At 58.2% G+C, this 18642-nt stretch carries 18 protein-coding genes; 8 read left to right on the top strand and 10 right to left on the bottom strand.

Going from position 1 to position 18642, the window contains the following annotated elements; genetic code table 11:
- Complete coding sequence (gene tenA, locus FQB27_RS13645) at positions 1–663, top strand: thiaminase II (RefSeq protein WP_169561612.1); 663 nt, start codon at positions 1–3, stop codon at positions 661–663.
- A gap of 42 nt (positions 664–705) precedes the next feature.
- Here tenA and FQB27_RS13640 read toward each other — a convergent pair whose 3' ends face one another.
- The 4 genes from FQB27_RS13640 to FQB27_RS13625 all read right to left on the bottom strand — a co-directional run bounded on the left by FQB27_RS13640 (position 706) and on the right by FQB27_RS13625 (position 5250).
- Complete coding sequence (locus FQB27_RS13640; RefSeq protein ID WP_169561611.1) at positions 706–1515, bottom strand: phosphodiesterase; 810 nt, start codon at positions 1513–1515, stop codon at positions 706–708.
- The gene (locus tag FQB27_RS13635) at positions 1512–2834 is read right to left on the bottom strand and encodes an FAD-dependent oxidoreductase (protein ID WP_169561610.1); all 1323 of its coding nucleotides are present in this window, start codon (positions 2832–2834) and stop codon (positions 1512–1514) included. Before FQB27_RS13635 ends, FQB27_RS13640 begins: the two co-directional genes overlap by 4 nt.
- 17 nt (positions 2835–2851) lie before the next feature.
- A complete protein-coding gene (locus FQB27_RS13630) occupies positions 2852–3784 on the bottom strand; it encodes a PaaX family transcriptional regulator (protein ID WP_169561609.1) in 933 nt (310 codons plus the stop codon).
- 101 nt (positions 3785–3885) lie between these two features.
- Positions 3886–5250: an 8-oxoguanine deaminase gene (locus FQB27_RS13625; RefSeq protein ID WP_169561608.1), complete on the bottom strand. Its 1365-nt coding sequence runs from the start codon at positions 5248–5250 to the stop codon at positions 3886–3888.
- Between the two features lie 265 nt (positions 5251–5515).
- Between FQB27_RS13625 and FQB27_RS13620 the strand changes: the two genes are divergently transcribed.
- Complete coding sequence (locus tag FQB27_RS13620; RefSeq protein ID WP_169561607.1) at positions 5516–6217, top strand: Crp/Fnr family transcriptional regulator; 702 nt, start codon at positions 5516–5518, stop codon at positions 6215–6217.
- Between the two features lie 74 nt (positions 6218–6291).
- Here FQB27_RS13620 and FQB27_RS13615 read toward each other — a convergent pair whose 3' ends face one another.
- Genes FQB27_RS13615 through metC form a run of 5 tightly spaced genes read right to left on the bottom strand, consistent with a single transcriptional unit; the run spans position 6292 to position 10947 of the window.
- Positions 6292–7530, bottom strand: coding sequence for a TIGR03862 family flavoprotein (locus tag FQB27_RS13615; protein ID WP_169561606.1), 1239 nt, complete (start codon positions 7528–7530; stop codon positions 6292–6294).
- Positions 7531–7542: 12 nt separating this feature from the next.
- The gene (modC, locus tag FQB27_RS13610; RefSeq protein ID WP_169561605.1) at positions 7543–8646 is read right to left on the bottom strand and encodes a molybdenum ABC transporter ATP-binding protein; all 1104 of its coding nucleotides are present in this window, start codon (positions 8644–8646) and stop codon (positions 7543–7545) included.
- On the bottom strand, positions 8639–9340 hold the full coding sequence (modB, locus tag FQB27_RS13605) for a molybdate ABC transporter permease subunit (RefSeq protein WP_169561604.1): 702 nt from the start codon (positions 9338–9340) through the stop codon (positions 8639–8641). The genes modC and modB overlap by 8 nt, the downstream gene beginning before the upstream one ends.
- Before the next feature lie 2 nt (positions 9341–9342).
- A complete protein-coding gene (gene hisI, locus FQB27_RS13600; protein WP_169561603.1) occupies positions 9343–9735 on the bottom strand; it encodes a phosphoribosyl-AMP cyclohydrolase in 393 nt (130 codons plus the stop codon).
- A 36-nt stretch (positions 9736–9771) separates the two neighbouring features.
- Positions 9772–10947, bottom strand: coding sequence for a cystathionine beta-lyase (gene metC, locus FQB27_RS13595; RefSeq protein WP_169561602.1), 1176 nt, complete (start codon positions 10945–10947; stop codon positions 9772–9774).
- Between the two features lie 276 nt (positions 10948–11223).
- On the opposite strand from metC, the gene FQB27_RS13590 reads away from it, so the two are divergent.
- From FQB27_RS13590 to FQB27_RS13570, 5 genes are all read left to right on the top strand, one after another.
- Complete coding sequence (locus FQB27_RS13590; RefSeq protein ID WP_169561601.1) at positions 11224–12237, top strand: amino acid ABC transporter substrate-binding protein; 1014 nt, start codon at positions 11224–11226, stop codon at positions 12235–12237.
- A gap of 103 nt (positions 12238–12340) precedes the next feature.
- On the top strand, positions 12341–13537 hold the full coding sequence (locus tag FQB27_RS13585) for an amino acid ABC transporter permease (RefSeq protein WP_169561600.1): 1197 nt from the start codon (positions 12341–12343) through the stop codon (positions 13535–13537).
- A 3-nt stretch (positions 13538–13540) separates the two neighbouring features.
- Positions 13541–14641: an amino acid ABC transporter permease gene (locus FQB27_RS13580; RefSeq protein ID WP_169561599.1), complete on the top strand. Its 1101-nt coding sequence runs from the start codon at positions 13541–13543 to the stop codon at positions 14639–14641.
- A gap of 12 nt (positions 14642–14653) precedes the next feature.
- Positions 14654–15427: an amino acid ABC transporter ATP-binding protein gene (locus FQB27_RS13575; RefSeq protein ID WP_169561598.1), complete on the top strand. Its 774-nt coding sequence runs from the start codon at positions 14654–14656 to the stop codon at positions 15425–15427.
- A gap of 200 nt (positions 15428–15627) precedes the next feature.
- Complete coding sequence (locus FQB27_RS13570) at positions 15628–16533, top strand: hypothetical protein (RefSeq protein ID WP_169561597.1); 906 nt, start codon at positions 15628–15630, stop codon at positions 16531–16533.
- Between the two features lie 72 nt (positions 16534–16605).
- Here the strand turns inward: FQB27_RS13570 and FQB27_RS13565 are convergent, their stop codons facing one another.
- A complete protein-coding gene (locus FQB27_RS13565; protein WP_169561596.1) occupies positions 16606–17427 on the bottom strand; it encodes a hypothetical protein in 822 nt (273 codons plus the stop codon).
- 191 nt (positions 17428–17618) lie between these two features.
- On the opposite strand from FQB27_RS13565, the gene FQB27_RS13560 reads away from it, so the two are divergent.
- Entirely contained in the window at positions 17619–18641 is a 1023-nt protein-coding gene (locus FQB27_RS13560) for an alpha/beta hydrolase (RefSeq protein WP_169561595.1), read from the top strand.
- The last annotated feature ends 1 nt before the right edge of the window (position 18642 follow it).

Genomic DNA, 18642 nt, shown 5'->3' with positions numbered 1-18642 from the left:
ATGACACTTTTTTCACGTTTGAAGGCTGCCAATCCTTCCGATTGGCAGGCATACATTACGCACGACTTCGTTCAGGGCCTGGGGCGCGGCGATCTGCCCCGTGAGGCGTTCGAGTTTTACCTGAAACAGGATTATCTGTTCCTGATCCATTTTGCACGCGCCTACGCGCTGGCGGCCTACAAGTCCGACAATCTGGACGATTTGAAAGCGGCCGCAAAAACCGTCAACGGACTGGTTGATACGGAAATGAGCCTGCATGTGAAATATTGCGCCGGTTGGGGTATCAGCGAGGCGGAAATGCAGCAGGTGACAGAAGCCCCGGAAAACATGGCCTATACCCGCTATGTGCTGGAACGGGGCATGGCAGGCGATATTCTGGATCTTTATGTGGCGCTGGCGCCCTGCATCGTCGGGTATGGCGAAATTGGCCGGGCGCTGATGGACAACCCCGCCACGGTCAAGGAAGGGAACCCCTATCTTCCGTGGATCGAGGTGTATGCCAGTGATGACTATCAGGAGATGGTCGAGGATTCCATTCGCCAGATCGATCGTCTGGCGGAAAGCCGGTTTACGGAAAAACGGTTCGACAGCCTGTCGAAAACCTTCGGCGATGCCACCCGCCTTGAAATCTCTTTCTGGCAGATGGGCCTGAACGCGCTTTGATAAAAGCGCCCCGCCGGGCGGCGGGGCTTTGGCAAGGCGGCCTTAGTAAAGGTCGCCTTCCAATTCCCAGATCATGGGATAATCCTTCACATATTCCATATGGGTCACAACGTCCCGCTTGTCGCTGTTCAGCATGTGCAGCAGATAGGCCGGTGGTTCGGCAACCGTGGCCAGTCGTTCGCTTTCTTCCAGATGCAGCAGGATCTGGTGCGACGTGGACGGGCAGACCTGGGCACAGGTGCCGTGGAACGCCGCCTGAATGGGGCGGTGCAGGTGACCGCAGAAAATCCGCGTAATGTTTGAATGCTTTTCGATGACGGCGCCAAAGCTGTCCCGATCCTGAAGGCTCATCTGGTCCATGGCGCGAATGCCGGTATCAAAGGGCGGGTGGTGCATGAAGATCAGGGTCGGTTTGTCCGGGTTTGCGGACAGGGTCGCATCCAGCCAGTCCAGCCGTTCCCGGCACAGGATGCCCCCCGGATATTGCGGGATATTGGTGTCCAGCATGATGGCGTTGATATGCGGGGTTTCCACCACATACTGAAGAAAGCCTTCTTTCGGCATGTAGTCGGCATCGGTAAAGACGGTGCGGATGGTGTCGCGGCAGTCATGGTTGCCAATCCCGAGATAAACCGGGATGTCGGATTTGTCGATGCTGGCTTTCAGGTTCTGGTATTCCTCGGCCGATCCCGCATCGACAAGGTCGCCGGTCATCATGATCAGGTCGGGCCGGACGGACAGGGCGTTGACATGGGCCAGCGCCGCATCCAGACGATCCGCAGTATGGTAAAGGTTGTCAAATTCCGATCCTCTCACGGAAATGTGGGGATCGCTCATCTGGGCAATAATCATTCTGTTCTGCTTTCCTTGATCAATGACAGCATGTCCCTTTTGCGGACAAATTTCCTGCGCGGGGCGTCGTGGTCGGCACGTTCCGTTTCCGCCCGGTCGATTGTTTTCCAATCCTCGAACGAGACCGTTTCAATCCCTTTTTCCGCACAGTATCTGTCCAGTCCAACAGGACCGTCTTTTTCTGAAAATTTTTCGCATTCAAAGTCTGAGAGTATTTTCTCCACGACATTCTGGCTGTCAAGACGGTTGGTGCCGATTGTGCCGGTGGGGCCTCGTTTTGCCCAGCCGACAACGTAAACGCCATCCTCAACCTTGCCGTCCATATTGCGCACAATGCCTTTCTCGACGGGGAGTCCTTCCAGCCCGGTCAGGTCGTACCCGATACAGGTGACAAGAAGGTTACAGGGAATATCCAGTGTTTCCCCGGTGCTGACGGCTTTCCCGTTTTCGATCCGGTTGCGGGTAAAACGGACCGCCTCGACCGACTGATCGCCCAGAATCTCGGTTGGGGACAGATGAAAATCCAGATACAGGGACCGGTCGGCGCCGTTCGGGCTGTTTTCCGCATATTGCCGCAGCAGATCAAGATTGGTGTTCACCACCTTTTGCCGCTTGGCATCGTCAATTAGGAAACTGTCCGGGATTTCAGCCGGATCGGTATAGGGAACGGCATTTTGCATTTCGCCAAGCTCGCTCAGTTCCTTGGAGGAAAACTGCGCGTGTTCCGCGCCGCGCCGCCCGACCACATGAACCGTTTTCAGCGGGCTGGTGAAAATCCGCTCTCCGGCGTGGTCGGCAAGGTCGGTGCCGGCCATTTCATCCTCGGTTCGCAGCAGGATACGGGCTACATCAAGGGCCACATTGCCGTTGCCGATGACAATGGCGTCCCGGATATCCAGATGGGGGACCGCGTCCCGGTATTCCGGGTGACCGTTATACCAGTAGACAAAGGTCTGTGCCCCGTAGACCCCTTGCTTGTCTTCCCCCGGAATGCCAAGGGTCTTGTCCCGCGGGGTGCCAATGGCGATGATCACAACATCATACAGGCTTTTCAGCGTTTCCAGCGAAATGTCACTGCCAAAGGACAGGTTGCCGACAAATCGGACGCTTTCATTTTCCATGATCTTGTCATAGGCGCGAGAGACATTCTTTGTGGTCTGGTGATCCGGGGCCACCCCGGCCCGCACCAACCCGTAGGGCGTTGCCAGCTTGTCGAGAATATCAATCTGGCAATCCGGGCATTTGGCCAGCAGCGCCCCGGCGGAATACATGCCCGCCGGTCCCGAGCCGACAATCGCAACGTTCAATCCTTGACCCATTTATTCACGTCCCCCCATTACTGTGCCTGTTTCAACCCTCCAAAGCGGGCATGGAATTCCGCTGACGCCGGTGGCAGGTCGCCGTCAACGGTTCTCAGTATGTTTAAAAGATGTTGTTCCGCCTGTTCCCAGACAAGCAGGTATATGTCCCGGAACAGAAGCCGGGCGCGGTTACCGCTCCAGCCTTGTGGCAGCAGCCGTTCGGGCAACATGGGATCGCGCAGCAACGCCCGCCGGTATCCATGAACCAGCAATGTACGAACAAGAAAACAGGTCCGCGCGTCGGGTTGGTGGCCCGCTATCAGGGCTTTCCCAATGCCGGAAAAATGATCCATGAATTCCGTGTATCCGGCCTCGATCTGTTGCAGGTTCCAGCCTTTTTGCACCAGAATATGCTGCGGTGTTTTTTCAGGCGGGGCAAGTCCCTCGCCGGACAGGATGGCCACATGGGGTTCCAGCCCCAGATCCTGAAGCAGTGTCGAGACCGCCGCCGTGTTCGCGCCGGGATGGGCATAAATGCCGGCACCAAGATCGCCAAACCCCAGCCAGCCCAGTTCCAGCCCCAGCAGGCGCTTTTGCTCGTCACTCATGCTGCGGCGCTCGGAAAACAGGAAGACCCATTTCCCGTCCCACGGTTCCGGCTGGTAATTGTAAATGCGCCGTGTCGCTTCCTCGACCCGGTGGCGTCCCGACGGGGTCAGGGTGTAATCGCTGCGGCGGCCCTTCTGGACGCTGGTCAGCAGGTTTTCCTGTTTCAGCCGAAAGACAGAGGTGCGGACAAGACGTTCATTCAGGCCAAGGTCAGCCGCAAGGTCAATCAGACTGCCCAGCCAGACCGTCCCGCCATGGGGGGCAATGGCATCGCCCCACACCGTCATCAGCAAGGATCGGGCCTTTACATTCAGGCTGGAAAGCAGACGGTCAATATGCGGGTCGGTTGCAGCAGTCACAGAACATCCGTTTTATCAGGCCACCGGTTCTGGTGTCATGATACGTAGTTTAGAGGTTTCTGTATCGCTTTCAAGACTTTCCGGGCCGCTTGCCGGATGGCTTAACGCCCCTGCAAGGCTTGCCCAAGGGCATGATGGTCCCGCATCAGCCGGTCCATGTCGAGGCCCGTGATCTCGCCATCCCGGACGCGCCATTCCCCCTTGACCATGACGGCGTCCGCCGCATGGGCCCCGCACAGAAGCAGGGCGGCCAGCGGGTCGCCTGATCCTGAAAAGCGGGGTTCGTCCAGCTTGAACAGGGCAAGGTCGGCCTGCATTCCGGGGGCAATCCGTCCAATGTCGGAACGCCCCAGACAGCGTGCAGACCCTTCGGTTGCAAACCGGTAGGCGGCATGGTGGGTCATGTCATCAGCGGTATAGCGAAGCCGCCCGATCAGCAGGGCCTGCCGGACCTCCTGCACAAGGTTGGAGCCGTCATTGGAGGCCGAGCCGTCCACGCCAAGCCCGACCGGGCAGCCTGCCGCTTCCAGTTCCAACGTGCGGGCAATGCCGGACGACAACACCATGTTGGAGGAGGGGCAGTGGCAAATCCCGACCCCGGCGGCACCAAGGCGGCCGATTTCCTCGTCATTGAAATGAATGCCGTGGGCCAGCCACACATCGTCCGCCATCCAGCCGACATTTTCCAGATAGTCAACGGGCCGCTGGCCGAACATGTTCAGGCAGAAGTCTGTCTCGTCATGGGTTTCCGCAAGATGGGTGTGCAGGCGGACACCGTGCTGCCGCGCCAGTTCCGCCGAGGCGCGCATCAGGTCGGTACTGACCGAGAACGGAGAGCAGGGGGCCAGTGCCACCTGTGTCATGGACCCTTCCTGTGGGTCGTGATAGGCGCGGATCAGTCGCTGGCTGTCGTCCAGAATGACCTGTTCGTCCTGAACCGTGCTTTGCGGGGGCAGGCCACCCTGATCCTCGCCCAAACTCATGGAGCCCCGGGTGACGGTCATGCGGATGCCCAGCTTGCGGGCCTGTTCCACCTGAATGTCGATGGCATCGGTCAGGGCCACCGGGAACAGGTAATGGTGATCGGCGGCGGTGGTGCAACCGGATAGCAGCAGTTCGGCAATCGCCAACCGTGAGGCCGTGGCCATCATGTCCGGCGTTAGTCGGGCCCACAAGGGGTACAGCGCCACCAGCCACGGGAACAGGGGTTTGTTCAGGGCCGGCGGGCAGGCGCGGGTCAGGGTCTGGTAAAAATGGTGGTGGGTGTTGATCAGGCCGGGCAGGACCACATGATTTCCGGCATCGAACACCTGCAACCGGTCGGCCGGGATGCTGGACGGGGACTGGCCCGGTCCGACCAGTTCAACGATCTTGCCCTGATCGATGACAATCCCGCCTTCGGCCCCATCGGCCAGCAGGGCGAGGGGGTTTTTGATCCAGAGGGCTTTTTCCGTAATAGTGTCCATGATGGCGGTCTCATGTGTCGATGTTGCGGGTCCGGGTCTCAAATGTCATTCCTGTCACATTGTATTAACCCTGCTTCGGTATGAAATATAAACGACTCCGTTTCGAAAAGGGATGTGGTTTTTGTTTTGCGGCAAATGAAGTGATATTGGAAGTTTCCCCTTACGGGCCGAAACCTGTTGCCGACGTTGGGTAAACCAACTAAATTTGAATTATTAGTGGAAAAATACCGATCATTCTTCGGTCGAGTGAATTGATTAAATCGCCATGCAGAATCTTGACAATATTGAGTTGCTGAACGGTCTGTCCCCGGAAGAACGGATGGGCCTGTCCGGTAAATGCTCCTGGAAGACCTACACATCGGGAGAGCAGATTCTGGAGCGATCCAGCACCAGCCGGGATGTTTTCTTTGTCGTTGAGGGCAGCGTCAATGTTGTCAATTTCGGGGTGTCCGGCCGCGAAGTGGCCTACGCCACGGTTGAGGCGGGCCAGTATTTCGGTGAATTGTCCGCCATAGACGGCAAACCGCGGTCAGCCAATATCATCGCCAACAAGAAATGCCTGTTGGCGGCCCTGTCGCCTGAGAATTTCAGCGACCTTCTGATGAGCCACCCGGAAATCATGATGCAGGTGATGCAGCGTCTGGCCGTGATTATCCGAACCAATGACGACCGCATCCTTGACCTGTCCACCCTTGGCGCGGTGCAGCGGGTCTGTCAGGAATTGCTGCGGATGGCGGAAACGGACCCGATCAACAAGGATTCGTGGTTGATCTATCCCATGCCAACCCAAAGCGTGATTGCCAGCCGCGTGTCTACCACGCGGGAAACGGTGGCCCGTGTTCTGGGGCAGCTCAGCAATGACAATCTGGTCTTCAAGAAGGGCAAGACCCTGTATCTGAAGGATCGGGCCGCGATCGAGGAATTTATCAGCACGCTGGCCATTTCACCGGGCAGTGTTCCGCGCTAAAGACTTGCCGCGTTCAGGGGCATACCATTCGAGGCGGACCGGGGCGGTCCGCCTTCTTTCATTTTAAGGATATTCTATCCGTTTGTTGCGGGCGTCTGGTCAAGCCAGTGCCGGATGCCATCGGCCGCCGCCACTGCCATACTGAAACAGCCCTGAAGCAGGTAACCGCCGGTCGGGGCCTCCCAATCCATCATTTCGCCGCCGATAAAAATACCGGGGCGGGATTTCAGCATCATGCCGCTGTCCACCTCGTTCATGGCGATGCCGCCGGCACTGCTGATGGCCCGCTCAATGGGGCGGATGCCGGAAATTTCAGCGGGGATTTTCTTGATCCGCTCTGCCAGTGCCGCTGCCCCGGATTGCGGCGGGCCGGAGAATTCCTGTAGCAGGGCAATTTCAAGCGGGGTCAGTTTCAGGGTCTTTTTGAGGAAGCTGGACAGGCTGGCCTTGCCGCGCGGCTGTGACAGGCGCTGTTCCACCTCTGGTAGGTCCATATCGGGCCGCAAGTCAATATTGAGAGTGGCCTGACCTTCCCGATCCAGGGTTTCGGCCAGCGGACGGGCGAGGGCATAAAGCGCGCCCCCTTCCAGTCCGTATCGCGCCACTACCATATCCCCGCGGGAGGTGTTGCCCTCATGCTCCAGCCGGATGTTTTTCAGGGGCATTCCTTCAAACCGGTCCAGAATGAAACGGGACCACAGAACATGAAAGCCGCAGTTGGTGGGGCGGAACGGGGCCATCTCAAGGCCGTGCCGTTCAAATTCGTCGGTCCAGTCCCCCCGTGATCCCAGATGCGGATAGCTGGCCCCGCCAAGTCCGAACAGAAGGGCATCGGCCTGAACCTCGACGGGGTGTCCGTCCGGGCCTTCAAAGGTGACGGTTCTGTCTTCGGAAAAAGACAGGAACCGGTGTTGCAGGTGAAAGGTAACGCCCTGTTCGGTCAGTTTCTTGGTCCAGGCGCGCACCAGACCGGTGGCTTTCATTTCGGTGGGGAAGATGCGCCCGCTGCTGCCCACAAAGGTGTCCACGCCAAGCTGCTGTGCCCAGTCCCGAAGATCGGCGGGGGAAAACCGTTCCATCAGGGTTTTGAACAGCGCCTCATCCTTGCCAAAGCGGGCGGCGAACCGGGTGCTGTCCTCGGAATGGGTCAGGTTCAGGCCGCCCCGTCCGGCCAACAGGAATTTCCGGCCAACGGAGGGTTTCTGTTCATAGAGATGAACATCAAAGGCCGGGGTCTCGCTCAGGATCTGGGCCGCCATCAGGCCGACCGGGCCGCCGCCTATGATTACGATTTTTGAGGATTTCGGGGTCATTGAGGGTACGATCTACTCTCCAGAATGCCGGTGATAGGCATCGGCGGTCACAGATTTGACAAGGGCAAAAACCTCTGTTCCCACATCCAGCCCAAGGTCGTCAAATGATTTTCGGGTGATCCGCGCCGTCAGGGGGACGCCTGTGTCTATGGTGACATCCACACTGCCGGAACCGGCCGGATGAACCGCAGACACAATCCCGCGAAGCCGGTTGAGGATGGAAATCTGTTCAACCGGGCGGGTGCTGATGGCGATATCCCGCGCCCGAATGCGAATCCGCAAGCGTTCGCCCGGCTCGGCAGGGACAAGGGGCAGGGTCAAAAGCCCCGCTGGTGTGTCCAGGCGGCTTAGCCTGTGGTCCGGGTCATGACCGGTGACAATGCCTTCCACCACCGTGCCCGCATCACTTCCGCCGGTAAAGGGGAACAGGGCAGGGCGCGACAGGATGTCCGTCGCCGGGCCAAAGGCCTGCACCTTGCCCTGGTCCATCAGGACAAGGGTGTCGGCAAGCCGGATCACTTCCTCGATGGAATGGGAAATATAGATAATGGTCTGGTCAAACTGGTCGCGGATGCGCTCGATCAGGGTCATGATCTCGTGCCGGCGTGCCAGATCAAGGCTGGACAGCGGTTCATCCATGATCAGCAGGTCCGGGTTGGACAGCAGAGCCCGACCGATGGCGACCCGTTGTTGTTCGCCGCCGGACAGGGTGGCGGGTTTGCGGTCCAGTAAGGCTTCCAGCCCCAGCAGGCTGACCGTATCGTCAAATGTGACCGGTGCCTTGCCCGCGGCGGCGGCGCTGGTGCGGCCATAGGTCAGGTTGCCCCGGACCGTGTAATGGGGAAACAGGCGGTTTTCCTGAAAAACATATCCGATGCTCCGCTTTTGGGGCGGAATGTTGCAGGTTGCCGGTCCGGTCGCGGCCCGTTCGAACAGGGGACGGTCATTGACAATGATGCGCCCATGCGCCGGGGTGTCGAGACCGGCCAGCATCCTGACAAGAGACGTTTTTCCCGCGCCTGACGGGCCGAACAGGGCGGTGATCCCGCGCCCGGCGGAAAAATGGGCCTCAAGGGTGAGGGCGGGCAGGGGACGGGTGACGGAAACCTCAAGCATGGCGCCCCCCGTCCAGTTGCCGTCGTGTCAACCGGGCCAGCCATTCGGACAGGGCAACCGTTCCAAACGCCAGAAGCAGCGACAGGATCACCAGCCGTTCCACCCGATCCTCGCCGCCCGGAACCTGAAGCAGGGAATAGATGGCAACGGGCAAGGTGCGGGTTTCTCCGGGAATGTTGGAAACAAAGGTGATGGTGGCCCCGAACTCCCCAAGGGCGCGGGCAAAACCCAGCGTGGCGCCCGACAGGATACCCGGCAGGATCAGGGGCAGGGTGATGGTCAGGAATACCCGAACGGGCCCGGCCCCAAGGGTGAGGGCGGCACTTTCCAGTTTTCGGTCCACACCGTCAAAGGCCAGCCGGATGGTCCGCACCACAAGGGGGAAGGACATGACCGCCGTGGCCAGAACCGCGCCTTTCCAACTGAAGATCAGGGAAATTCCGAAGGTATCGAAAAGCCAGCCGCCGATCAGGCCGTTTCGCCCCATCAGGACCAGCAGGAAATACCCGACCACGACGGGCGGCACCACAAGGGGCAGGTGAACAAGGGTGCTGAACACCGCCTTGCCGGGAAAATCCCGGCGCGACAGCAGCCATGCGCAGGCAATCGCCGGCAGGATGGAGAGAAGCGTATTCCACGTGGCAACGCGGAGTGACAGCGAAATGACCTCCCATTCCTCCGGCGACAACATCATGCCTACTTCTTGTCGCCGTACATGCTTTCGGGATCGATTTCCACGTCAGCAATGGTTTCAAGATCGCCCTCCCGCACTGAGCGGAAGAAGCAGTTATGGCGGCCCGTGTGACAGGCCACGCCTTTCTGGTCGACCAGCAACAACAGGGTGTCGCCATCGCAATCGACGCGGAAATCCACAAGGGTCTGGACATGGCCCGATGTTTCTCCCTTGCGCCAGAGCTTCTGGCGGGACCGGGTCCAGTAGCAGACAATTCCGGTGTCAAGGGTTTCGCGGATGGCATCCCGGTTCATCCACGCCATCATCAGCACCTCGCCGGTGTCATGTTGCTGGGCGATGGCCGGGATCAGTCCGTCGGCGTTGAATTTCAAGGTCTTTTCAAGGGCGTCAATCATTCTATCACCAGAAAGGTAAGGGGGGCAAAGCCCCGCCTAAAGGGCCTTGTTGAGGCGTGCAAAGCCGTTCTCAAGATCGGCAATCAGGTCGTCCGTGCTTTCCAGACCGATATGCAGCCGGACCAGCGGATTGGTGTTGTCCCACGAGGTCGCGGTCCGGTGGCTGGACGGATCGGCATAGATGATCAGGCTTTCATAGCCGCCCCATGAATAGCCCATGCCGAACAGTTCCAGATTGTCCATAAAGGCCGCAAGCGCCGGTTTCGGCAGGGCCTTCAACTGGATTGAAAACAGGCCGGACGCGCCCAGGAAATCCCGCTTCCAAAGGTCATGTCCCGGATGGTCGGACAGGGCTGGATGCAGCACGGAATGCACTTCCGGGCGGCCTTTCAGCCATTCGGCGACCCTGATCCCGTTTTCCATATGTTGTTTCAGGCGCACGGACAGGGTTCGAAGGCCACGCTGTGCCAGATAGACATCATCGGGACCGGCGGTCTGGCCGGTCAGGTTGGCACCCGCCTGCAGGGTGGCCCAGTGTTCCTGTGTGGTGGTCACGGTGCCCAGCATCACGTCGGAATGGCCGACGATATATTTCGTCCCGGCCTGAATGGAAACATCGACCCCATGCTCGAACGGCTTATAATAGAGCGGGGACGCCCATGTGTTATCCATCATGACAACCGCGCCCTTCTTGTGGGCAACCTCGGCAATGGCGGGGATGTCGGACATCTCGAAGGTCTGGGAGCCGGGGGATTCCGTGAAGACAACACGGGTTTCCGGGCGCATCAGTTCCGCGATCCCGGCACCGACAAGCGGATCGTAATAGGTGGTTTCCACGCCAAACCGTTTCAGGACCGTGTCGCAGAAGGCGCGGGTCGGTCCATAGACGTTATCGGTCATCAGGATATGGTCCCCGGTTTTTAGGAACGCCTGAAGCGCGTGGGCGCAGGCGGCAAGGCCGGACGGGAAGACCTGTGTGCGGTATCCGCCTTCCAGTTCGGCAACCGCATCTTCCAGCGACCATGTGGTTGGCGTTCCCATGCGGCCATAGGTGACAACCTTTTCCCCCTTGGCCCGGTCCCGGTGGCGTTCCTCCAGTTCGGCAAGCGAGGAATAGAGGATGGTCGAGGCGTGATAAACCGGTGCGTTGACAATGCCAAAATTCTCGTCCGGGTGGCGCCCTGCGATCACAATCTTCGTTTCGTCTTTCATGCCTGCCTATCCATTTTTGAATACTGGGAAATTTTCTTAATGAATAAAGGATCGCGACTGTTGTGGAAAGTATGAAAGTTTCCAGAAGGGTGATCTAAATTTTCAATATGTAAATTAGATTGATAAAATTTTTTATTGACCGTTACGGTAAAATTACTATCGTCATTTCTATGGGGAGCCTTGATTGGGAGACGAGCCCCCGGTCTGCCAACGAGCAGACGCCCCGGGAAGACGCGGGGCCAAAAGAGTAATCATGATCTGACAGGAAGGTGTTTTATGAAAAAGACAGGCTTTATTGCTGTTGCGACTGCCGTCACATTGCTGGCCGGGACCGCATCCGCTGCAACTTTGGATGACGTTCGCGCCAAGGGCTTTATCCAGTGCGGGGTTACCACGGGACTGGCAGGGTTTGCCGCGCCCAATGACAAGGGTGTCTGGGAAGGGTTCGATGTGGACATCTGCCGCGCCATGTCTTCCGCGATCTTTGGCGACCCGGACAAGGTGAAATATACCCCGACCACCGCGAAAGAGCGTTTTACCGCCCTGCAATCCGGTGAAATCGATGTTCTGGCCCGGAATACCACATGGACCCTCAGCCGGGACGTGAATCTGGGGTTTGAATTTGTCGGCGTCAACTATTACGACGGTCAGGGTTTCATGGTGAAGAAATCCCTCGGCGTGAAATCCGCCAAGGAACTGGATGGCGCCCGCGTCTGTATCCAGTCCGGGACCACAACCGAACTGAACCTGGCTGACTATTTCGCTGCCAATGGCATGAAATACGACTCCGTGCTGTTCGATACCTCTGACGAGGTTCGCGAAGCCTATATCAAGGATACCTGCGACGTGTACACAACGGACCAGTCCGGCCTGTATTCGCAGCGTTCGGTTCTGGCGGATCCGGAAAACCATGTTGTTCTGCCGGAAATCATTTCCAAGGAACCGCTGGGCCCGCTCGTTCGTCACGGTGACAATGCGTGGGGCGATATCGCCCGCTGGACGCTGAATGCGCTGATCATCGCCGAGGAACTGGGGATCAATTCTTCCAACGTGGATGAAATGAAATCCTCCAAGAACCCGGAAATCGCCCGTCTGCTCGGCACATCCGGTGACCTTGGAAGCCAGCTTGGTCTGGGCCCTGAATGGGCTGCCAATGCCATCAAGCAGGTTGGCAACTATGGTGAAATCTTCGAAAAACATCTGGGAGCCGGCACACCTCTGAACATCGCCCGCGGTCTGAACCAGCTGTGGAGCAAGGGTGGCATTCTCTACGCCCCGCCAGCCCGCTAAGGACGGTTGAGGATTAAGGAAAGGTGTGTGTCTCTTCCAGAGGCATGCACTTTTCCTGTTTTTTGCCAGTTGATTTCACGACTACTCCGGGAAGGAGGCCCGAATGGCTGTTGATGCACTGGGGCGACAAGGAGGGGACAAGGTCAGTCTGTGGCGGGACCCGAAAGCAAGAGCCGTCTTCTTTCAGATCCTTGTTATAACGCTTTTCCTTGCTTTCGTTTTTTACGTTGGGAATAACACGGTTGAAAATCTGGAGAAACGCGGGATCGCGTCCGGATTTGGTTTCCTGTCGGAACCTGCGGGTTTCGGTATCGGCATTGTCCTGTTGCTGGACTATAACGCGCAGACATCCACCCACGGCGATGTTCTGCTGATCGGCATTATCAATACGGTGGTTGTATCGCTGTCGGGGATTGTTCTGGCGACGATCTTCGGGTTTGTGTTCGGTGTGCTGCGGCTTTCCAAAAACTGGATCGTCAACAAGATCGCCGCCGTCTATATCGAGGTGATGCGCAATATCCCCCTGCTGGTTCAGCTTCTGTTCTGGTATTTCGCGGTTCTCAGTGTTCTGCCGACCGTGCGGGACAGTATCAAGATCGGCGAGAATGTGGCGATCAACAATCGCGGCATCTATTTCCCGAGTGTGATCCCCGAGGCGGGCTTCATGGTCATTGTGGTGGCGCTGGTTGTGGCCATCGCAGGGGCGGTGTTCCTGACGCGCTGGGCGCACAAGCGGCAGGACAAGACGGGGCAGGCCTTTCCGGTCTTCTGGTCTTGTGTCGGACTGATCATCGGCTTGCCCGTGCTGGCGGCGCTGGTGACCGGGATGCCGTTTTCATTCGAAACCCCGAACCTTGGCCGTTTCAATATCTCCGGTGGCTGGGTGCTGGAGCCGGAATTCCTAGCCCTGTGGCTGGGGCTGTCCATTTATACCGGCGCGTTTATCGCGGAAATCGTTCGCGGCGGGATTAATTCGGTCAGTCATGGCCAGACCGAGGCGGCCCATTCCCTTGGCATTCGGCCCGGCCTGACCATGCGGTTGGTTATCCTGCCGCAGGCGCTGCGGGTGATTGTACCGCCGCTGACCAGTCAGTATCTGAACCTGACCAAGAACTCGTCGCTGGCAACGGCGATCGGTTATGCGGACCTGACGGCCATTTTTGCCGGAACCACCCTGAACCAGACCGGACAGGCGATCGAGGTCATTGCCATTACGATGGCGTTTTATCTTGGCATCAGCCTGCTCATTTCCATGTTCATGAACTGGTACAACCGGCGCATCGCCCTGGTAGAGAGGTAAGAAATGGCTATTGTGAAAACAGAACGTCATCCCGAACTGCCGCCGCCGGTGTCTCAAACCGGTGTGATCGGGTGGCTGCGTCAGAATTTGTTCTCGAACTGGTGGAACACGATCCTGACACTGGTCTCCCTCTATGTTGTGTGGGAGGCGATGAGCGCCCTGATCGGCTATACGATCATTAACGCCAACTTTGCGGGCACCACGCGGGAGGATTGCACCGGAACGGGGGCCTGCTGGGTCTTCATCAAGGCCCGGTTCGGGCAGAACATGTATGGCTTCTATCCCGAGGCGGAACGCTGGCGCATCAATGTTGGCTATGTTCTGGGGGCGGTCGGGCTGTTTCTGGTGCTGTCCGATGTGATCAAGGACAAGAAATGGCCGGCGGTCTTCCTGTTCGTTGTCTATCCGATCCTTTGTTACTTCCTGTTTTATGGCGGCTTTGGCCTGCCAAAGGTGGAAACATCTGAATGGGGCGGGCTGTTCCTGACGCTGGTTCTGGCGTCGGTGTCCATTTTCGTGGCCCTGCCACTCGGGATCGTTCTGGCGCTGGGACGGCGATCGGACATGCCGGTGGTGCGCATGGTCTGTGTGGGCTTCATTGAACTGATCCGCGGCGTGCCACTGATTACGGTCCTGTTCATGGCCTCGGTCATGTTGCCGTTGTTCCTGCCGGAGGGCATGAATTTTGACAAGCTGATCCGGGCACTGGTCGGGATGTCGCTGTTCTCGGCGGCCTATATGGCCGAAGTGATCCGCGGTGGCTTGCAGGCCATCCCGAAAGGCCAGATGGAGGCGGCAAAATCGCTGGGTCTTGGATACTGGCAGGCCATGGGTCTGATCATCCTGCCGCAGGCGCTGAAGATTTCCATTCCGGCCATTGTGAATACGTTCATCGGACTGTTCAAGGACACCACGCTGGTCATCATCATCGGGCTTCTGGACCTGTTGAGTGTGATCAAGTCCGGGACGACGGACAAGAACTGGCTGGGACTGGCAACCGAGGGCTATGTCTTCGTTGCCGCCGTGTTCTGGGTCTTCTGCTTCGGCATGTCACGTTACAGCATCTGGTTGGAGAACAAGCTCCATACCGGTCATAAAAGATAGGAGGCAGGCATTATGAATAACGCTGCCAAGGCATCAAACAAACAGGACGATATCGCGATCCAGTTGATCGGGATGCATAAATGGTACGGGGAATTCCACGTGCTGCGGGATATCAACCTGACCGTCAACCGGGGCGAGCGGATTGTGGTCTGCGGGCCGTCCGGGTCGGGTAAGTCCACCATGATCCGCTGCATCAACCGGCTGGAAGAACACCAGCAGGGACAGATCATCGTGGATGGCATCGAACTGACCAATGATGTGAAGAAGATCGATGAAATCCGCCGTGAAGTGGGCATGGTGTTCCAGCATTTCAACCTGTTCCCCCATCTGACGGTGCTGGAAAACTGCACGCTGGCCCCGATCTGGGTGCGCAAGACCCCGAAAAAGGAAGCGGAAGCCACCGCCATGCAGTTTCTGGAACGGGTGAAAATTCCCGAACAGGCCCATAAATATCCGGGCCAGCTTTCCGGCGGACAGCAGCAGCGTGTTGCCATTGCCCGGTCGCTGTGCATGAACCCGCGGATCATGCTGTTCGACGAACCCACATCGGCGCTGGACCCGGAAATGATCTCGGAGGTGCTGGACACCATGATCAGCCTTGCCGAAGACGGCATGACCATGATCTGCGTGACCCATGAAATGGGCTTTGCCAAGACCGTGGCCGATCGGGTGATCTTCATGGATGGCGGCGAGATTATCGAGCAGGCCCCGCCTCAGGAGTTTTTCGAGAATCCCCAAAGCGAGCGGACGCAGTTGTTCCTGTCGCAAATTCTTCACAACGCCTGAGGGGAACAGCCGATCCCTTGACCCCTGCAAGAACCCCGATTTTTCGGGGTTCTTTTTTTTGCCCAAGTCTTGCCGAAATAGAGGCGAATTTATGAAAAATAATTCTCGCAATATGAAATGTGATAATACCTTATGGAGAAATTGATTCGCTTTTATTCTCTTATGTAAGGGCGAGGGGTGGGGGCAAAAGGATGCGGATTTTGGCTGTGCTGTGCACAATACTGGCTGGGGGACTGGGCATGACGCCGGGTGCCCGGGCCGCAGACGGATTACCGCATAGCTTTGAAGACATGTTGTTTGCCCCGCATCCTTTTACAAGCCCCGCCCCGCAAGGGACATCATGGGATGGCGGACAGGGCAACGGGATGGTTGCCCCCGGTTTTGGTGTGACATCCGGTGCCAGAGGTGCGGACAGTATGGGCATCGCGGCCCGTCAACCGGGCCTTTTAAGCCCCGCGCCCGTGGGCGGGGAGCCGATTTTCGTGGCGGATACGGGCCCCGGTTCGGGCATATCCGTAAACCCGGATCAGGAACAGAGCCAGAGCGGGGGCCTGTCCCTCTATGCCCTTGATGAATGCCGTGGCAGTTGCGCCTTTTCCCTATATGTGGGGGTTGGGGTTGAAGATCATATGGAGGATATCTTCATCAACAGCCCATCCTTTCCCACCAGTTGGGATTACCGGGACAGCGGGCTGATTGCGGCCACCTTTTCAAAGAAACTGGTGAATTTTTACGACTGGGCGGTGCTGGAGCCGGAGGTGGGGATCGCCAAGCGGTTCGGCAAGGAAGACGAGTATGAGTTTTGGGCAGCGCTGTATTTACGCTGGATGAAATTCCCGTGGAATGACTATGTGAAAACAACGCTGGGCCTGCCGATCGGCATGAACTACGCCACCGGGATCGCCGAGATCGAGAAAGACCGGGCCGATGGCGGGGATACTTCGCGCTGGCTGCATTTTTTCTCGCCGGAGCTGACCTTTGCCCTGCCGGAGTATGAAAACGAAGAGGTTTTCGTCCGGTTCCACCATCGGTCCGGCGGGTATGGCCTGATCACGGATGGTGGCGGCGCGAATTATCTGTCGCTTGGCTATCGGCACCGGTTCTAGGGCAACCGCACCAAGGCTTCGGCCCACTCGGGCGGGAAGGTACGGCGCAATGGGCCAGGCGGGCCTGACGCGTCAGCTACCCGCGTTGAGCGACCGCCAGTATCGGGTATTCAGTTTGCCGATCAACTGGTCATGGCTGCTTCCCAGACATTGGCGGAAACTGCGAAAGCCCACCACGGTTTCCTCGAAACATTGCCGGACCGTATCACGGGCGAGGGTTGTTGCCTGATCCGGGTACCGGGATTGATCCGCCTGACCGCTAAAGAAGGCGAGGGCAGTCTCGCGCTCTGACGGGGAGGCGCGGCCCTTGCCGGGCAACGCATTGATGGCCTGATTGACCAGACGGGCGGCATTGGCCCGGCCCTGATCCCGATCCACAAGGCGGGTAGCAACCGACCGAAGGGGGCCTGTCGCCAGCAGGATATCCGCTTCCGTTTGCGGTTTTGCATCATTGGCAATCGGAACAGGAATAAGCGAGATACCCTCGGGCACGGTGACCATCAAGGTGCCATCCCCAAGCCCCCGCAACCGGGTTTCCGCAAGGGAGACCTGAACGGCATTGTGACCGCGGGCCGCCCGGATGGTCAGGGGCAGGTTTGACAGGTCAATCCGGTCCCCATCCGGCCGCACAAGGGAAAGCGCCAGTTTTTGGTTGTCGTGAACGTAATATTCCTGACCGGCATGGGGCGAGGCCCGATGCTCCTGCAGGCAGATGGCGGTCAGCTCGGCGCTGCATTCCCCTTTTTCGCAAGAGAGGGAAACCGGCAGGTCCGCCGAGGCCACCGCAAGGATTTGCGGCGCGGCCCCGGCCGGGGCCGCGAACAGCATCAGTGGCAGGGCAAAACCGGCAAGAAGGGCCCGTTTGCACATCGCTTGAGATGAGAACGTGATCATGAAACTCGCTCCTTTATCCGGCAGGGCGCTTTCAATTAGAAGTTTATTGTATAATGAAATGGGGTTTCTTGCAAATCCGGGGGCAAAGGCCGGAAAGGGTAGTAGGAAACGGCTTTCCGGTTGGCTTGCCCGCAAAACGATTTTATAATTGTTTTCTAAACTTCTTTTTGCTGTAGGAAGGCGGGGCGGGCATGACATCGATCTGTTTTGGAACCAACAGGAAACCCAATCGCAAAAACAAGCCCGATGATTTCGGGCGCAATTTCAGTGAAGACGGCCTTGCCAGCCTGCGCTTTGGCACTGCCGATGTGACAGGCGCAGGGTTCGATCAGATCACCGTTTCCCTTGCGCAGGAGATTTTGCGAAAGGATGCGGGCCGCAAGCAGAAGGACGGCAAGGGATCGAAACTTGGCAGTCTGGAGATTTTCGGCAAGGTTCGGGACAGCATGGCCCTTGAGGGCACGGACACGATTGTCTTTATCCACGGATACAACGTGTCCTTTCACGAGGCGCTGTCCGCCGCCGCCCGCCTGAAGCACGAATTTCGCGATGCCGCCGGGGGACGGGGGGTGAATGTTGTGCTGTTCTCGTGGCCGTCCGACGGGTCCATGATGCCTTTTATTGCCTACGCCAATGATCGGCAGGATGCGGCGGCATCGGGGCCGGCCTTTGCCCGCAGCTTCCTGAAGCTCGGGGATTATTTGCGCGGGTCCACCCCGGACGAGGCCTGCGACCAGAAACTTCATCTGGTGGCGCATAGTATGGGCAATTATGTGCTGCGGCATGCCTTGCAGGAAATTTTGCGGCAGGCGCCGGGGCGTCCGCCGCGCCTGTTCGACCAGATTTTCCTGATGGCGGCGGACGAGGATGACGACGCCTTCGAGAAAGAGCACAAGCTGAAATTCCTGCCCCGGATCGCCAAGCGGGTGAATGTCTATTTCAACAATGAAGACCGGGCCATGGCCATTTCAGACAAGACCAAGGGCAACCCGGACCGGCTCGGTGATGACGGGCCGCGTATTCCAAGGTCCATTCCCGGCAAGGTGACGCTGGTTGATTGTACGGATGTGGTTTCGGGACTGGTGGAGCATTCCTATTATCTGGAAAGCCAGCGGGTCATGATGGACATGAAGTCCGCCCTTTTGGGGACGCCGTCGAACCTGATTGACGGGCGGTCGTATGATCCGGAAACCAACCGCTATCGCCTGACCTGAG

Source organism: Sneathiella chinensis (assembly GCF_012720115.1).
Lineage (GTDB): Bacteria > Pseudomonadota > Alphaproteobacteria > Sneathiellales > Sneathiellaceae > Sneathiella > Sneathiella chinensis.
The sequence above is the reverse complement of the archived record's forward strand: the minus strand, read 5'-3'. Positions and strand labels throughout refer to the sequence as shown.

Excerpts from the sequence above, each read along its gene's own strand:
- FQB27_RS13640 (WP_169561611.1), bottom strand. The coding sequence starts at position 1,515 with ATGATTATTGCCCAGATGAGCGATCCCCACATTTCCGTGAGAGGATCG.
- FQB27_RS13575 (WP_169561598.1), top strand. The coding sequence starts at position 14,654 with ATGAATAACGCTGCCAAGGCATCAAACAAACAGGACGATATCGCGATC.
- hisI (WP_169561603.1), bottom strand. The coding sequence starts at position 9,735 with ATGATTGACGCCCTTGAAAAGACCTTGAAATTCAACGCCGACGGACTG.
- tenA (WP_169561612.1), top strand. The coding sequence starts at position 1 with ATGACACTTTTTTCACGTTTGAAGGCTGCCAATCCTTCCGATTGGCAG.
- FQB27_RS13615 (WP_169561606.1), bottom strand. The coding sequence starts at position 7,530 with ATGACCCCGAAATCCTCAAAAATCGTAATCATAGGCGGCGGCCCGGTC.
- modB (WP_169561604.1), bottom strand. The coding sequence starts at position 9,340 with ATGATGTTGTCGCCGGAGGAATGGGAGGTCATTTCGCTGTCACTCCGC.
- FQB27_RS13620 (WP_169561607.1), top strand. The coding sequence starts at position 5,516 with ATGCAGAATCTTGACAATATTGAGTTGCTGAACGGTCTGTCCCCGGAA.
- FQB27_RS13635 (WP_169561610.1), bottom strand. The coding sequence starts at position 2,834 with ATGGGTCAAGGATTGAACGTTGCGATTGTCGGCTCGGGACCGGCGGGC.
- FQB27_RS13590 (WP_169561601.1), top strand. The coding sequence starts at position 11,224 with ATGAAAAAGACAGGCTTTATTGCTGTTGCGACTGCCGTCACATTGCTG.
- FQB27_RS13580 (WP_169561599.1), top strand. The coding sequence starts at position 13,541 with ATGGCTATTGTGAAAACAGAACGTCATCCCGAACTGCCGCCGCCGGTG.
- FQB27_RS13625 (WP_169561608.1), bottom strand. The coding sequence starts at position 5,250 with ATGGACACTATTACGGAAAAAGCCCTCTGGATCAAAAACCCCCTCGCC.
- FQB27_RS13585 (WP_169561600.1), top strand. The coding sequence starts at position 12,341 with ATGGCTGTTGATGCACTGGGGCGACAAGGAGGGGACAAGGTCAGTCTG.
- modC (WP_169561605.1), bottom strand. The coding sequence starts at position 8,646 with ATGCTTGAGGTTTCCGTCACCCGTCCCCTGCCCGCCCTCACCCTTGAG.
- FQB27_RS13560 (WP_169561595.1), top strand. The coding sequence starts at position 17,619 with ATGACATCGATCTGTTTTGGAACCAACAGGAAACCCAATCGCAAAAAC.
- metC (WP_169561602.1), bottom strand. The coding sequence starts at position 10,947 with ATGAAAGACGAAACGAAGATTGTGATCGCAGGGCGCCACCCGGACGAG.
- FQB27_RS13565 (WP_169561596.1), bottom strand. The coding sequence starts at position 17,427 with ATGATCACGTTCTCATCTCAAGCGATGTGCAAACGGGCCCTTCTTGCC.